This is a genomic window from Pseudoalteromonas sp. T1lg24, assembly GCF_002964745.1.
In the GTDB taxonomy this organism is placed as follows: Bacteria; Pseudomonadota; Gammaproteobacteria; order Enterobacterales; family Alteromonadaceae; genus Pseudoalteromonas; species Pseudoalteromonas spongiae.
In genome coordinates this window covers 184,386-198,601 of sequence record NZ_PQCB01000018.1, presented here as the reverse complement: position 1 = coordinate 198,601, position 14,216 = coordinate 184,386, and the positions used below count along the sequence as shown (strand labels likewise).

11 protein-coding genes, 1 other RNA gene and 1 pseudogene are annotated in these 14,216 nt (G+C 40.1%); 7 read left to right on the top strand and 6 right to left on the bottom strand.

Annotated elements, in window-relative coordinates; translation table 11 throughout:
• Position 1: 1 nt before the first annotated feature.
• On the bottom strand, positions 2–1,915 hold the full coding sequence (gene speA / locus C2M30_RS11835; RefSeq protein ID WP_105171753.1) for a biosynthetic arginine decarboxylase: 1,914 nt from the start codon (positions 1,913–1,915) through the stop codon (positions 2–4).
• Positions 1,916–2,164: 249 nt separating this feature from the next.
• Here speA and C2M30_RS21745 point away from each other — a divergent pair.
• From C2M30_RS21745 to C2M30_RS11815, 4 genes and pseudogenes are all read left to right on the top strand, one after another.
• Positions 2,165–2,293 (top strand): annotated as a pseudogene (locus tag C2M30_RS21745) (RMD1 family protein); the annotation flags it as partial.
• Positions 2,294–2,457: 164 nt separating this feature from the next.
• Positions 2,458–3,468, top strand: a complete 1,011-nt coding sequence (locus tag C2M30_RS11825; protein WP_105171752.1) for a GlxA family transcriptional regulator — start codon at positions 2,458–2,460, stop codon at positions 3,466–3,468.
• A complete protein-coding gene (locus tag C2M30_RS11820) occupies positions 3,465–4,712 on the top strand; it encodes a S41 family peptidase (RefSeq protein ID WP_105171751.1) in 1,248 nt (415 codons plus the stop codon). Before C2M30_RS11825 ends, C2M30_RS11820 begins: the two co-directional genes overlap by 4 nt.
• Complete coding sequence (locus C2M30_RS11815; RefSeq protein WP_105171750.1) at positions 4,712–5,020, top strand: DUF1272 domain-containing protein; 309 nt, start codon at positions 4,712–4,714, stop codon at positions 5,018–5,020. Before C2M30_RS11820 ends, C2M30_RS11815 begins: the two co-directional genes overlap by 1 nt.
• A gap of 195 nt (positions 5,021–5,215) precedes the next feature.
• Here the strand turns inward: C2M30_RS11815 and C2M30_RS11810 are convergent, their stop codons facing one another.
• Together C2M30_RS11810 and ssrA are read right to left on the bottom strand one after the other, a co-directional pair.
• A complete protein-coding gene (locus C2M30_RS11810; RefSeq protein ID WP_105171749.1) occupies positions 5,216–6,169 on the bottom strand; it encodes a hypothetical protein in 954 nt (317 codons plus the stop codon).
• 325 nt (positions 6,170–6,494) lie between these two features.
• Positions 6,495–6,850: a transfer-messenger RNA gene (gene ssrA, locus C2M30_RS11805) on the bottom strand.
• Between the two features lie 216 nt (positions 6,851–7,066).
• Here ssrA and C2M30_RS11800 point away from each other — a divergent pair.
• Positions 7,067–8,365 (top strand): hypothetical protein, encoded by a 1,299-nt coding sequence (locus C2M30_RS11800; RefSeq protein ID WP_158683388.1) that lies wholly within the window; start codon positions 7,067–7,069, stop codon positions 8,363–8,365.
• Between the two features lie 84 nt (positions 8,366–8,449).
• On the opposite strand, the gene rnt is transcribed toward C2M30_RS11800, so the two are convergent.
• Positions 8,450–9,109 (bottom strand): ribonuclease T, encoded by a 660-nt coding sequence (rnt, locus tag C2M30_RS11795; RefSeq protein WP_010559647.1) that lies wholly within the window; start codon positions 9,107–9,109, stop codon positions 8,450–8,452.
• Positions 9,110–9,337: 228 nt separating this feature from the next.
• Between rnt and C2M30_RS11790 the strand changes: the two genes are divergently transcribed.
• The gene (locus tag C2M30_RS11790; RefSeq protein ID WP_084616552.1) at positions 9,338–10,174 is read left to right on the top strand and encodes a flagellar protein MotY; all 837 of its coding nucleotides are present in this window, start codon (positions 9,338–9,340) and stop codon (positions 10,172–10,174) included.
• 53 nt (positions 10,175–10,227) lie between these two features.
• Here C2M30_RS11790 and C2M30_RS11785 read toward each other — a convergent pair whose 3' ends face one another.
• Both C2M30_RS11785 and C2M30_RS11780 read right to left on the bottom strand, forming a co-directional pair.
• Complete coding sequence (locus tag C2M30_RS11785; RefSeq protein WP_010559649.1) at positions 10,228–10,557, bottom strand: hypothetical protein; 330 nt, start codon at positions 10,555–10,557, stop codon at positions 10,228–10,230.
• A 28-nt stretch (positions 10,558–10,585) separates the two neighbouring features.
• Entirely contained in the window at positions 10,586–11,005 is a 420-nt protein-coding gene (locus tag C2M30_RS11780; protein WP_105171747.1) for a CBS domain-containing protein, read from the bottom strand.
• A gap of 372 nt (positions 11,006–11,377) precedes the next feature.
• On the opposite strand from C2M30_RS11780, the gene C2M30_RS11775 reads away from it, so the two are divergent.
• Complete coding sequence (locus C2M30_RS11775; RefSeq protein ID WP_105171746.1) at positions 11,378–14,176, top strand: collagenase; 2,799 nt, start codon at positions 11,378–11,380, stop codon at positions 14,174–14,176.
• Positions 14,177–14,216 lie beyond the last annotated feature (40 nt).

The following is a 14,216-nucleotide window of genomic DNA, read 5'->3' as shown; positions in this document are numbered from 1 at the left end:
GTTAAATATCTTCCAAGTAGGTGTAGCCTTTTAAACCCGCATCTAGCTCAGCAAGAACTGCGCTGCGCTCGTGCTCAGGTAATTTACTATTCGCTAATTGAGCAAATGCGTGTCTGAATTCTTCTGCATCTAAGTGCACATAACGCAGCATATCTTCTACGCTGTCGCCTTCGTTAATTTCAACAATTTCGCTGTTGCCATCTTCATTTACATTGACTACCACACTGTGAGTGTCACCAAATAGGTTGTGCATATCCCCTAAGATTTCTTGATAAGCGCCCACTAAGAAAAAGCCTAACAAGTAAGGTGAATCGGCCTGCCAATTTGGCACTGGCAAGGTGGTTTCAATACCTTGTCCATCGACGTACTGGTCGATTGTGCCATCTGAGTCACAGGTAATATCAAGTAGCACTGCACGGCGATCTGGCATAGTTTCTAAACCAGAAAGCGGTAACACTGGAAACACTTGATCAATGCCCCATGCATCTGGCAGCGATTGAAATAGCGAAAAATTAACAAAAAATTTATCCGCTAATCGCTCGTTTAACTCGTCCATAATTGGCCGATGAAAACGGTTTTTGCCATCCATCAACTGTTGTAATTCGTAGTTAATACGCAGTGTAATTTGCTCTGCCCATGCGCGTTGCTCTAGGCTTAAAAGGCCCATTGCAAACTGGCTGTGGACTTCGGCTAGGTCGTTAATGCAATCGTGATAAATCTCAATTAACGCTCTGTCATCAACACGGTTATTAAGTTGTAACCACGAACGCCACATGTTTTGTAAAAGTAGTGGTGCATCGCTTTCAAGCCCTGGCAATTCTTCTACCTGATACGATTCAGTGCCAATCACATTGGTAATAAGTACCGCGTGATGCGCTGTTAACGCACGGCCAGATTCTGAAATAATCATCGGCATTGGTTGCTCATACTGTTTACACATGTCACCAATGGTGTAGACGATGTTATTTGCATATTCAGCAAGCGAGTAATTCATAGAATTGCTCGATTGGCTGCGCGTGCCGTCGTAATCAATAGCTAAACCACCACCCACATCCATACAGGCTAAATTTGCACCTAAACGGCGCAATTCACAGTAAAAACGTGCTGCTTCACTAACACCTGTGCGCACATCGCGAATGTTCGCCATTTGTGAACCTAAGTGAAAGTGAACGAGTTGTAGTGCGCTTTCCATTTTGTGCGATTTAAGCTCAGCTAATACGCTTAATACTTGTGATGCAGATAAACCAAACTTTGATTTTTCACCACCGCTTGCTTGCCACTTGCCTTTACCTTGCGATGCTAAACGTACGCGCACACCTAAGCGTGGGCTTACGCCAAGTTTGTGTGCTTCTTCAAGCACCATTTCAAGTTCAGAACGTTTCTCAAGCACAATATTAACTTTGTGACCAAGCTTTTCGCCAATGAGTGCTAAGCGAATATACTCGCGGTCTTTATAGCCGTTACACACAATCACAGAGCTGACTTTTTGTGCCATCGCAAGTACTGCAAGCAGCTCTGCTTTGCTACCTGCTTCTAAACCTAATTGCTTTACCGATTGGCTCGCTTGGCTTGCTAAAATTTCTTCCACCACTTCGCGTTGCTGGTTTACTTTAATTGGATAAACCAGTAAGTAGTTGTTGCTGTAATCATAGCTTTCAATAGCCGCGTTAAACGCATTGCATAAGCTATGTACGCGGTGGTGTAAAATTTGCGGAAATCGCACAAGCGCTGGTAACGATAACCCTTGCTGTTGAATTTGTTCGGCAATTTTAGACAAACTTACTGCATGCGTTGGCTTCGCCATATTTGGTGACACAGTAATTTCGCCTTGGTCATTAATGCCATAATAACCTTGGCTCCAATGAGGTACATTGTAGCTTGCACGAACATGTTCAATTGCAGTGGTTTCTTTCATTTCTACCCTTAAAAAATAAATCGGTCATAAGACCAAAAAGTGCGCGCATTTAAATGGAATAGGGGGGTGAAGTCCAACACAAAATTTTTGTCGTATCGACAATTATTATGTTGTGAAAAAGCGCATTAAAATATTTATTTTTAACGAGTTACAGGCTATAAACCAAAAGCAAATTGGTGACTCAGAATTGCGGTTAACTGGTTTTACTCGGAGCGACTACATGCGTGAACTAGCGAACACCAGTATTTAAAAAAATCCGCAACCATTCACAACTTGGTCGACATGCTAAGTACCGAGCAAAATCACAAGCACTCTGCGTTTTTAGAGTGGGTGATTATTATTTTAATTGCTGTCGATATCGCGATTTATTTCTTTTAAGCCTGTGCTTAAATTTTAAAAGCAACAAAAAGCCTGTGTATCTCACAGGCTTTTTTTTACATGTTTTATGCCTCTAAAATAAATACTTAAATGTCTGATTATGTCGTTTTAATGTATTAAATGACATTTTAGGCGGGGTATGATGAGCACGTGGAGGAACACACATGACGATTAAACAAGTTTACTTTATTGCAAATGGATTTCAGGCGCTCGACTTATTTGGCCCGCTTGAAGCGTTTATGGAAACCAATAGTTTTAAACGCGGCGCTTACGATAGTAAGTTATTGGGCATAAATGGTGAGGACGTACAAACGGCATATCATCAAAAAGTGAGCGTTGATTTTACGCTAGAAGATGACTTTGAACTGGATGATTTGATTATTTGTGGTGGTACAGGCATGCGTACACTTGCGCTTAGTCACAATGAACTCGCAGTGCTCAAAAAAATAGCGTTAAAAGCAAAGCGCGTATTTAGCATTTGCACGGGCGCTTTTATTTTGGCCCAACTCTTTCAGGATAAAGCGTTAACTCTGACAACCCATTGGCGTCATGCAGCTAGTTTAGCCAAACAACATCCCAATAAAATTGTAACACCAGAGCCACTCTTTATTCGTGACCACACTATTTGGTCATCAGCTGGCGTGTTATCGGGCGTGGATCTTGCCCTTGCGATTATTCGTGAAGATTACGGCAACAGTATGGCGGCAAAAGTCGCGAAAGATTTGGTGGTATATTTACAGCGTGCAGGATCACAGCAGCAATATTCCGATGTGCTTGCGCTGCAATCGGGTGACAGTTTAAAACTTTCGCCACTTATCGACTGGCTAGCAACACAGCTTAATAATGCAATTTCAGTTTCGCGCATGGCAGAGTATTGCAGTTTAAGCGAAAGGCAGCTTACGCGGTTGTTTAAATTGCACCTTAACTGCACGCCGAGCCATTACTTTCGTACTCTAAAACTCAACCATGCACGGGATTTGCTATCTCAAGAAAATAGCAATTTACAACTAATCTCAAGCAAGCTGGGGTTTAATAATTACGATAGTTTTCGCCGCGCCTTTACCAAACAGTTTGGTGTTTCTCCTTCACATTATTTAAATGGTACACGTCACTCTTCAACAATTACCAAAAGCACGTTCATTCAAGATGAAGTGCTGCTAGGAGAAGGGCAATGAGAGCACAACTGATTTTAGCGATACTGGTTGTTGCATCGTTTAATTTAAACGCAGCCAATTTAACAACAAAGCAGCAAAAACTGTGGTTGGAAGATATCGACTTTTATCAAAATGAAGTTAAAACAAAGCATATCAACCCATTTCATACTTTATCCGAAACTGAATTTAATCAACATATTAGCGATTTAAAAAATGATTTAGCGAACCTTACTGAAGTAGAGGTAGAAGCACGCCTAATGGCAATAACTGGTGCTTTGGGGGATGGGCATAGTAACTACTTTATGATGTCTGGGTCGCATCAACATTTTCCGCTTCGCTATAAATTTTTTGAAGGCACATTGCGCATAGTTGATACAACAAACGCTTATCGTTCGCTTCGAGGCACAGAGTTAAAAGCCATAAATGGTAAAAGCGTGAGCGAACTATTTAACATTGTTTCACCGTTGTTACCTGGTGTGGATAACCAATTTAGTGCAAAAACGAGTTTTGAATATTACCTAACGTTGCATAAGTTGTTGCTGGGATTAAATATTGTAAAAGAGGGACAGCCCACAAAGTTTGAGTTTTGGCACGATGGCCAAGTGATTGAAAAAGCGATACAGCCTGTTTCAATGGGGGAGTTTGGCCAATTAAGTTCAGCATTTTCGATAACAACGCCAAAGTTGCAAAATACCGATATTGCGATGCCGGGCATTAGATTAAGTTATTTTAACAAAAAGAACATCGCCTATTTTGCGTTTAATTCATACCCCAAATTTGAACAGGTTGTTGATAATTGCACGGCATTACAAACAGAGCTTAAAAGTGCGCAATCGCGGTATTTAGTGATTGACTTCAGAGGAAACGGTGGAGGTAATTTTTATACGGGACTTGCATTTTCATCTTGCTTATTACCCCTTGACCAATTTGATTGGCAACACGGGGTTTATGTACTCACCGATAGCCAAACATTTTCAGCGGCCATGAGTAATACGGTGCAATATCAGCAGATTTTAAACGCAAAAGTTGTTGGTACGCCAACTGGGGGCGACCCAAATCATTATGCAGAAAGTTATCGTTTTACTTTACCTAATTCAAAACGAAAGCTGAGTTTATCAAAGCGCTATTATGCCTTTGCAAAAGAGTCTACAGATGCCATCTATCCCGATATTCAAATAACACCAACTTGGCAAGACTATCAAAACGGCAAAGATACCCTATTGTTCGAAGTGCTTAAGTTAATTAATCAACATAAGGGGCAATAATGTTAAAACTTAAACCAAACTGCGAGTGTTGTAACAAAGCTCTCTTGCCAACATCAACCGATGCAATGATCTGCAGTTATGAGTGCACGTTTTGTAAAACATGTGTTGAAAAGGTACTTTTAAACGTATGCCCGAATTGCGGTGGCGGCTTTTCACCTCGCCCTATTAGGCCAAAATTAGCGAGAAGAGAAGGTGTTAGCTTAAAGCACCAACCAGCTTCAAAAAATAAAGTTCATACACCATATAGCATTGAAGAGATTAAGCTATTCGCAAAGGCCCATTGCGCTATTTCAGCAGCTGATCGGTAGACTTGCTTGGAAATGTCTTAATGGTTAGTTGAATGAGTTATAAAGAATTTTAGACAAAAGAAAAGCCGCTAAAAAGCGGCTTTGTCTGTGCTATTGGTGGGCTGGGGTCATCTTAACTGGGTTTTTAATTTTCTGATTTTAAATAACTATTAGTAAAATGTTTTATTTTGGTGTTACTTCTGGTGGTACTTTAGTTCACATTTTGATTAAGACTGATAGTCCTTCATCAAGCGCAATAATTTCCTTAATAGTGTTTAGCTTACTTTTAAATGGTTTTGAGCTATCTGTGTCTTTAACGCTTAGTGCTTCAAATAAATTGACTGAGTTTTCTAATTCATACACTACGAGTTTCAGGAATGTAAATTTATAGCCGATCTTTTCGAGGAATAAATATCTGAAGTATCCTTGTGTTGAATCTGATTTAAGTTGGTTTATAGCCTCTAGAAATGAATATATTTGTGGAGGCGTGAAGTTAAGTAAATTAGACTGAATATTTTCACGGTTTTCATAAATCCATTTATAGATTTCATTATTTGTTATTAACGAATTAGAGTTGATAAGATCTTTATAGCTTTGGGTTAGCTTTTTTTCGTCCGTTTCTAGGTCTACCAATAGTTTATCTAATCTTTCAATATTTTCTGATTCTAGGTGTTCAACTAATGTATTTAGAGTGATTGAAATATCTTTGACAAATAGTGAGTCGTGAGCTTTATTTTTCTCTTCCTTAAAAGTTTTCAAAGCATAAAAAAAAGTAGCAAATAAGAATACAGGAGATAACATATTATTAAAATAAACTGCTGTTGACTCCCAATTTTTTAACGGAGTGTAAAAGCTTAATTCAAAACGACAGAAAAAGAAGATCACAATAGCTATGGTGTAAACAACTAACGCAGCAAGTAACTTGTGAGCAGATATAAGATTTGAAACCTTTGACATCAATACATTAATTTTGTTAAACAGTATTAACACCCATTCAATGAGCTCTTTAAGACTTTTACTTGAGTAAAAAATAGCTTTTTTACATAATTTTGGAGTCTTTGGTACTAACGTAAGCGTTATTGTAATAATTAAGATAATTAAGGCTAGAGTGAATACCCCGAGCAAGCACATTAAACAAATAAGCAAAAAAACAGTTAAACTTTCTAACATTGTAATCGTATGAATTAAAAGTATATTCCCGAAAACTTAACATACTAAAAACTAAATCCATATAATTTTAATAACTTATCACCACTTAATTGCCAATACTGTTCTTCTAACTCAACAATATGATCACGCTTTTTCTGATAATTAGCCCTGCGCATGTATTTAGGTTTTAAAAACCATTTAGCCGACTCGGTAAGGTTATAAATATCTGGCTGATAGCCCCATAACGCAACTCTAAGCTTTCTTACGTGAATCAATGGGGTCGGAGTTGTTGATTTAGTGAAGATAAAAACAAAAAAGCCTGTGCAATGCACAGGCTTTTTATATTTGGTGGAGCTGGGGGGATTTGAACCCCCGTCCGAAAAGCGTCGACCTTCGGTCCTACATGTTTAGTATCGTCTTTTGGTTAACCTTTAAATCTCGGACGAACACGATAAGTAAAGGCGAGGCCGCTTCAATTTAGCCCTTCAACCCCGGCCAGGGTTTCCGTAGCGATCTTGTGTAGGGTGACACTTCGAATCTCAGTCCACAAGAATACTTGAGTGAAGTGCTAGCGGGAATTAAGCCGCTAGAGCGTAAGAATCGTCGTTTGCGATTACTTTAAATACGGCTTTTTTACGAGGCCAGCCGCACCTCGACATGCACCTTAGGCTTCATGAATCCCGTCGAATCCTAATCAGCCCCTGAATTTGTTTCATCTGAATCATACTCAGTTGGCACGATTATAACGCTTAGTTTTTATGTTAAACAAGGGCAAAGCACAATTAACTGTATTTAAATGGTTTAATCGCTTTAAATTTAAACGAATGTTGATTTGAAATTGAGTTGGCAGGGATTGCTTGCTTGTTAATATTGCTCGGCGCTATACAATGCAGCTGATTGAAATAATGGAGGTTTTCAATGAGTATCAGTAAAACAATAATAATATGTTTGATGTGTATCGCGATGAACGCGGTTGCAAAGAGTAATGTAGCGCTGTCGATTAATGTTGAAAAACAGATTGGTAGCAACGTGTGGCAAGTAAGTTATCAATTGCCCAAATTTACTCAAACGTTAGATTTTTCACACTTACCACCTCATTATCTGACTAACCATTTTGCGCTTAAAGGCAAAGCGGTGGTTAAAGATGACAGCATAATTACGCTAACTAATCCTAATGACATTTTAATGCTTGAAGTTTCCGATGGTTTTGATGTGAGTGAACTTAGATTTAATGCGCCGTTTATTAACTTTTCTAACAACGACGCGTTTTATGCTGACTATTTCGTGCCACATTCATTGAAAGTGGCGGGTGAATTAATAACACGCGATGCGCTAAGTGTGACATTTAATATAACAGCAAAGATGAAAAATGAGCAAAATCAGCGAACGCGCACCATTAATAACATATCGTCGTTGAATTTAGCGCAGTTTGTTACTCTAACTTCACCGTCAAATGCCTCTAATCATGGTGTTTCTTTCGTTATTGAGCCAAATTTGCCAAATGAGTTTAAAGTGCAGCTTGAGCAAAATAGCGCTAAATTTATGAATTATTTAAGCCAACAGTTTAATTCCCCTTTAAACCGCGACGTTACATTTTTGATTAACGCTAATAGCAATGCGCTATACATTGGTTTTTTGGGTAGCGCACTATCCAACCAAGTTATGTTTGAGATATCAGGGCAAGATGCAGTGCAGCACCCTAGTAAATACCAACGAACAATTTATTTAACCCTAGCACATGAAGCGTTACACCTTTGGAATGCACATTTTTGGCAACCATCAGATGGTACACCGATTTGGCTGTACGAAGGCTCAGCTGACTTTTTTGCCTATCGCGCAATGGTGCATTCAGGCTTAATGCCACAATCGCATTTTGAGTATTTTTTACAGCAGCAACAAAAAGACTGTTTAGAAGGGGTTAAACAAACTGCGCTTTCACATCTGGAGTCAACGCCATCAATTGGTGCAAGTTATCCTTGTGGTCGGGTATTTTTTGAAGTGTTAGCTAACGCGTTGAATAAAAATGCTTTTGAGCTTTGGCTTGAAATTATGAACGTAAGCGAAGGGCAAAGTTATTCGGTAGAAGATGTGTATGTGTTTATTGAAAGAGCCGAATTATCTGACTCGTTAATACACGCGTTACAAGACATCTTATTTAACAATGAAAAAGCACATGACACGCTGAAAAGCATTATTTCAGCGCAATCAAAGCACTAAACGTGCCACTTAGCACGCGCAGCCAAAAGCTGCTTAGTGCATAAACCCATATATCAAAAGTAACGGTGGTAATAAACCCCGCCGTTACTCACCTAATTGCTCAGAATCGTTTGGCATTGGCCAGCCACCTAAGGCTTGCCATTTATTTACGATGTAACAATAAAGCTCGGCGGTGCGCTCGGTGTCGTACAGTGCGCTGTGGGCTTGGCTGTTATCGAATTCAATGCCTGCGGCGCGACATGCTTTTGCAAGCACAGTTTGACCAACTGCTAAGCCAGCTAGGGTGGTTGTATCAAAACTTACGAATGGGTGAAACGGTGTACGCTTAATATTATTGCGCTCAATTGCGGCATTTAAAAAGCCGTGATCAAAGGCCGCATTATGCGCTACGACAACACTGCGCTGACAACCTGCTGCTTTTTGTGCTTTGCGCACAGCTTTACAGATTTCTTTTATTGCTTCGTCTTCTTTTACCGCGCCACGCAAGGGCGAAAATGGGTCAATGCCATTAAACTCAATAGCTGATTGCTCAATATTGGCACCCTCAAACGGTTCTACGTGAAAATGTACAGTTTTGTCGATACTTAGTTCGCCTGAATCGTCCATTTTTAGTAGGCTGACAGCAATTTCTAACAATGCATCGGTTTTATTATTAAAGCCTGCGGTCTCGACGTCGATAACTACAGGAAAGAAACCGCGAAAACGCTTGGCAAATAAAGTTGTTGGTGCTTCAGCTTGAGACATATACTTACTTTCAGTGCTTATTAAGGCCGCGTATTATGTCAAAATTAGGTTGTTGCTGACCAGTAAAATATTACGCAAGGACGTTTGATTTAGGTATATTTATTGCTTAAATTTTAATAGGGTGTTGCTTGTTGCAGCGGTGTTTTAATTTAACCAAGCGTTTATCAGATTTAGGAGACCTCAGTGCGAGTAAAAAAGCAAGTACAGTGTTTGTTCGTTGGTCTGTCGATGGGTGCTGTGTTTTCTGCCAATGCGGCGCTACGTAGTTACGGCGCAGCTGAAAGCAATGCAATTTGGAATACCCCTGAAGCATCACGTTTAAGTTGTCAGTTAGAGCATAATATTCCGCGCTTTGGTAAGGCGCGATTTTTAGCGACTGCGAGTAAAGATAAACCGCTGCATTTCACCTTAGATATGCTTATTAAACCAGAAGGTTACGATGTTGCTGATGTGCTGTCAGTGCCACCTATTTGGAAAGCGGGTAATCCTGCGCGTAGCTTATTTGATGCTAATTTGTTGAAGCAGTTTGATACAGAGCTAGATTCAAAAGCATCTTGGTTACTGCTAACCGAACTTGAAAAAGGTAATGTTCCAACGTTTTATTATCAGGATTGGCATAACAGCCAAGACAAGATCAAAGTTGAATTGTCGTCGGTTAATTTTCGTCGTAATTACTTAAGCTTTTTAGAGTGTCGCGATGCGCTATTGCCATTTAGCTTTGATGATATTGCGTATACAGTGATGCGGTATGAGTCGAATAGCAGCGAGTTAACGCGTGATTCGAAAAAGCGTTTAGAGAAAATAGGGTTATATTTGGAGAACGATCCTAATATTGATTCGGTGGTAATTAATGCCTACACCGATTCATACGGTGGTCGCTATATTAACCAACAACTTTCTGAAAAGCGTGCCGATGCAATTAAAAGCTACATGACTGAAAAGGGCATAGCAGCAGAGAAAATTGTTACGCAAGGGTTTGGCGAAAAACGCCATGTTGCAACCAATAACACCATTATTGGTCGTGGCAAAAACCGTCGGGTAGTTATTCAAATAGAAAAGGTATAGCGGTCTTTAGCAGATAAGTCTGTTAAGACGGTTTCTAAATTATGATGACGAAGTTATTTCGTCATCATAATACTTACTTCACACCAGCTTTCTTGCTGGTAAAAACCAATCTTAACGCGTTTACCCGATACCGTATAAAAATATGTATAGCGGCCAATGTCTTCTGTGATGGTTTCTGGCTCACCTAAGGTATTGCGATAAAACGCCATTACAGAATCTAAGTCTTGTTTTACAAAACCGGAGATGATCATAGGGTAATCGTCTTCAAGTGCCATACGTACTTGAAAATCGTTCGGAAGGGGTACGTCGTCAATATTTGCTTGCGCCGCAAAGCTAAAGCTCATTAAAACGCCCAGTGCGATACTGCAACATAACTTCTTCATTTTATCACTCCTGATCACCCATTGTGGGTTAACTTTCTAATAGTGTTAAGGATAGTCTAACGAAATCGGATGAGGTAACTATTCCTTGCAACTGGTTGTTGTCGTCTACGACAGGCAAACATCCGTGCCGATTGTTTAAGAAAAAGCGTGCCGCTTCGGTCAATGGCATTGTCGCGTTGGCGAAAACCACGTCTTTATCCACTAGCTCTGAAACAGGTACTTGCTTTTCCCTTCTATTTAACGCATTTACGCCGTATTTGTCTAGTAAATACATGGTTTTAGCAAGCACACTTTTTTGTGTCACCATACCGTAAAAAAGGCCATTTTCTAAAACAGGAATATGGCGAATATTATGATCTTTCATCATTTGGTGAACATCAGCCATCGTATTGTCTAGTTCAATTGATAGCACGTCACACGTCATTAACTCTGCAATTGTTTTTGTCATAACTATTAACTTATTAGTGAACTTAATATTAAGTTTAGCGCTTATTTGTTTTGTCGCTTTGCGCTAGGGCAATGTAAGCCCGAATAACTGTTGTTTTTAGCGCAATTAAACTTACCAGCACGGCATCTCAAAGTAACTATTGCAAATATAGCGTGATTTTCTAATACAATTTTCGCATTTTTACAATATAACCAATTGAAAAATATACATTAACAAAAAAACTGTTAGTTTGCCCCTATATTTAGAACAAAAGTTAATATATTGTATACAGTATATTGAATCCATGTTTTATCGATTCAATATGTCGTTCAGCAACGAAACTCGATACTGGTTTTATCGAAAAATTATGACAACAACAATTGGAAATAAACAATGAAACTTACAAAATTGGCGTTAGTGCTTGCCACATTAAGTTATGGTCAAAGTGCGTTTGCAGCCAGCGCGCCTATTTCACAAAATCAACCTAAGGTTCACCATCATGGTGTTGAGTCTAAGCGCATGGACAACGCGCCTACTGCGGTAACCACTCAACAATCTACGCACACTTTCGATCACGCGCACAAACGTATTCCTACGCTTAAATCACAAAGTATGCAGCAAGCTGCTGCGGCAACGTGTGATGTGAACGCTTTAGCAACTAGTAACTCAACCCAGCTAATTAGTGAAATTAAATCGCAGGGTACAACTTGCGTTAATGAACTATTTGGTGCAGCGAGTAACATTCAAGTTGCGGCGTACGATTCAAATAATATGTACGCAGTGGCGAATCACGTTAAAAACCTTGCTGATAGCTATCAAGGCGGTGGTGATAACGATATCGAAGCATTATTTTTGTATCTGCGTGCCGGTTATTATGTGGAGTTTTATAACGACCAAGTAACGTTTGCGTCTTGGGTAAAACCAGCTGTTAAGAATGCCATTGATGCATTCGTAAACAATAGCCATTTTTACGATGACAATGATGCGCACGGTAAGACACTTTCTGAAGTACTTATCACCATGGATAGCTCTGAGCAGCAAGATGTGTATTTACCAGTGGTTGTTGAATGGCTAAACCGTTGGAATGCAAGTTACGCAGGCAAGTGGAATATGCGTGGCGCGGTAAACGGCGTATTTACAATTTTATTCCGTGGGCAATGGAATACTGAGTTTAAAAATAAAATTGGTTCGGCGAATGATTTGGTAAGTGCACTTGCGAAGTTTACAACAAGTACTTATATGATCGATTCTGATGCTGAATTTATGATTGCAAATGCAGCACGTGAATTAGGCCGATTAAAACAATACCCTGGCACTATTCAAACAGCTGTTGATGCAGCGTTAAATCGCATTTTCTCTGATTACCAAATGTATGGGTATGGCGATTCGGTATGGTTAGGTGCGGCAGATACAGCGGGTTACCATGGGAGCTGTGATACCTATAATATTTGTGGATTTGAAGAGCAACTTGAATCACAAGTGTTATCACAAACGTATACCTGTAGCAGCACCATTAAAATCCGTTCACAAAATATGACTAGCGCGCAGCATCAAGCAGCGTGTAGCAAAATGGGTTATGAAGAAACGTATTTCCACGGTCAATTGCAAACCAATAACACACCGGTTGCTGACGACGTGAACAGCCAGCTACAAGTGAATATTTTCGACTCAAGTGACGACTACGGTAAATATGCAGGTGTTATTTTTGGTATTAACACTAATAACGGTGGTATGTACTTAGAAGGTAACCCATCAACACCGGGTAACATTCCAAACTTTGTTGCGTATGAAGCAAGCTATGCGAATGCCGACCACTTTGTATGGAACTTAGAGCACGAGTATGTACATTATCTTGATGGTCGTTTTGATTTATACGGCGGCTTCAACGCACCAACAGAAGCAATTGTGTGGTGGAGTGAAGGTGTTGCAGAGTACATTGCAAACGAAAATGATAACCCTGCGGCAATTGATACTATTAAAGATGGTTCGACTTATAGCTTAGGTACGGTATTTGAAACAACATACGATGGTTTTGACCAAGATCGTATTTACCGTTGGGGTTACTTAGCAGTTCGCTTTATGTTCGAAAATCATCGCGATGAACTAAACCAAATGTTAGCGTCAACACGTTCAGGTGATTGGGCAGGGTATAAATCACGTATCAATACCTGGGCAACAAACTATGATGCTGAGTTTACACAATGGACACAAGCGCTTGCTAACGGTGATACAAACCCACCACAAAATAAAGCACCTGTGGCAGTAATCAATGGTCCATACAGTGGCGAAGTAGGCGAGTTAATTTCGTTTACAAGCAATGGCTCTTACGATGAAGAATCAAGTATCGCGTCATACAGTTGGGACTTTGGCGATGGCACATCAAGTTCAGAAGCTAACCCAAGCCACAGTTACGCAACCGCGGCAGACTATGCAGTAACCCTTACTGTGACTGATTCAGAAGGTGCAAGTGCTAGCGTGTCAACTACAGCAACAGTGACAGGTACACAGCCACCAGTTGGTAATGAGCTACAAAACGGCGTAGCGCAGCAAGTAACGGGTAACACCGGCGATGAGAAACGTTTTGTTGTAAACGTACCTGCAAACGCCAGTGATTTAGAAATTACTTTAAATGGTGGCTCGGGTGATGGTGACTTATATGTGAAGTTTGGTGATGCACCAACAATGGAAAGCTATGACTGTCGTCCATATGTTGGTGGTAATAGCGAGCGTTGTACTATTGCAGAGCCACAAGCGGGCACTTATCACGTAATGGTTTACGGCTATGCTAACTTTGATACGCAACTAAAAGCTAACTACACAGTACAAAGTGGCGGTGGTTTTAATGTACCAAATGCGTGTGCAACAGAGGGCCCAAGTGGCGGCGGTCGTTTATACGATGGCGATGTGATGTGTCTTGCTGAACAAGAACCAATTTGGTTAAGCATTGCGGATGTAAGTGGTGCAACAAGTGTAGCTATTACTACATCAAATGGTTCTGGTGACATTAATCTAGAATATCGTAATGGCGGTTGGCCAAGTGCTGGTAGTGTAGATGCATCATCACAAAATGTGGGTAATGGTGAGTGTATTTACATCACTAACCAAAGCGAGTATTGGGGTTATGTAAAAGTCTCAGGTACTGCAAGTGGTGCGTCGATTGTTGTCGACTTTAATACGCCAGGTTGTCGTTAATTTCCCGAAATTAACTCTCAAAAAAGCCGCATAGTGCAAA

Excerpts from the sequence above, each read along its gene's own strand:
- speA (WP_105171753.1), bottom strand. The coding sequence starts at position 1,915 with ATGAAAGAAACCACTGCAATTGAACATGTTCGTGCAAGCTACAATGTA.
- C2M30_RS11825 (WP_105171752.1), top strand. The coding sequence starts at position 2,458 with ATGACGATTAAACAAGTTTACTTTATTGCAAATGGATTTCAGGCGCTC.
- C2M30_RS11820 (WP_105171751.1), top strand. The coding sequence starts at position 3,465 with ATGAGAGCACAACTGATTTTAGCGATACTGGTTGTTGCATCGTTTAAT.
- C2M30_RS11815 (WP_105171750.1), top strand. The coding sequence starts at position 4,712 with ATGTTAAAACTTAAACCAAACTGCGAGTGTTGTAACAAAGCTCTCTTG.
- C2M30_RS11810 (WP_105171749.1), bottom strand. The coding sequence starts at position 6,169 with ATGTTAGAAAGTTTAACTGTTTTTTTGCTTATTTGTTTAATGTGCTTG.
- C2M30_RS11800 (WP_158683388.1), top strand. The coding sequence starts at position 7,067 with ATGAGTATCAGTAAAACAATAATAATATGTTTGATGTGTATCGCGATG.
- rnt (WP_010559647.1), bottom strand. The coding sequence starts at position 9,109 with ATGTCTCAAGCTGAAGCACCAACAACTTTATTTGCCAAGCGTTTTCGC.
- C2M30_RS11790 (WP_084616552.1), top strand. The coding sequence starts at position 9,338 with ATGGGTGCTGTGTTTTCTGCCAATGCGGCGCTACGTAGTTACGGCGCA.
- C2M30_RS11785 (WP_010559649.1), bottom strand. The coding sequence starts at position 10,557 with ATGAAGAAGTTATGTTGCAGTATCGCACTGGGCGTTTTAATGAGCTTT.
- C2M30_RS11780 (WP_105171747.1), bottom strand. The coding sequence starts at position 11,005 with ATGACAAAAACAATTGCAGAGTTAATGACGTGTGACGTGCTATCAATT.
- C2M30_RS11775 (WP_105171746.1), top strand. The coding sequence starts at position 11,378 with ATGAAACTTACAAAATTGGCGTTAGTGCTTGCCACATTAAGTTATGGT.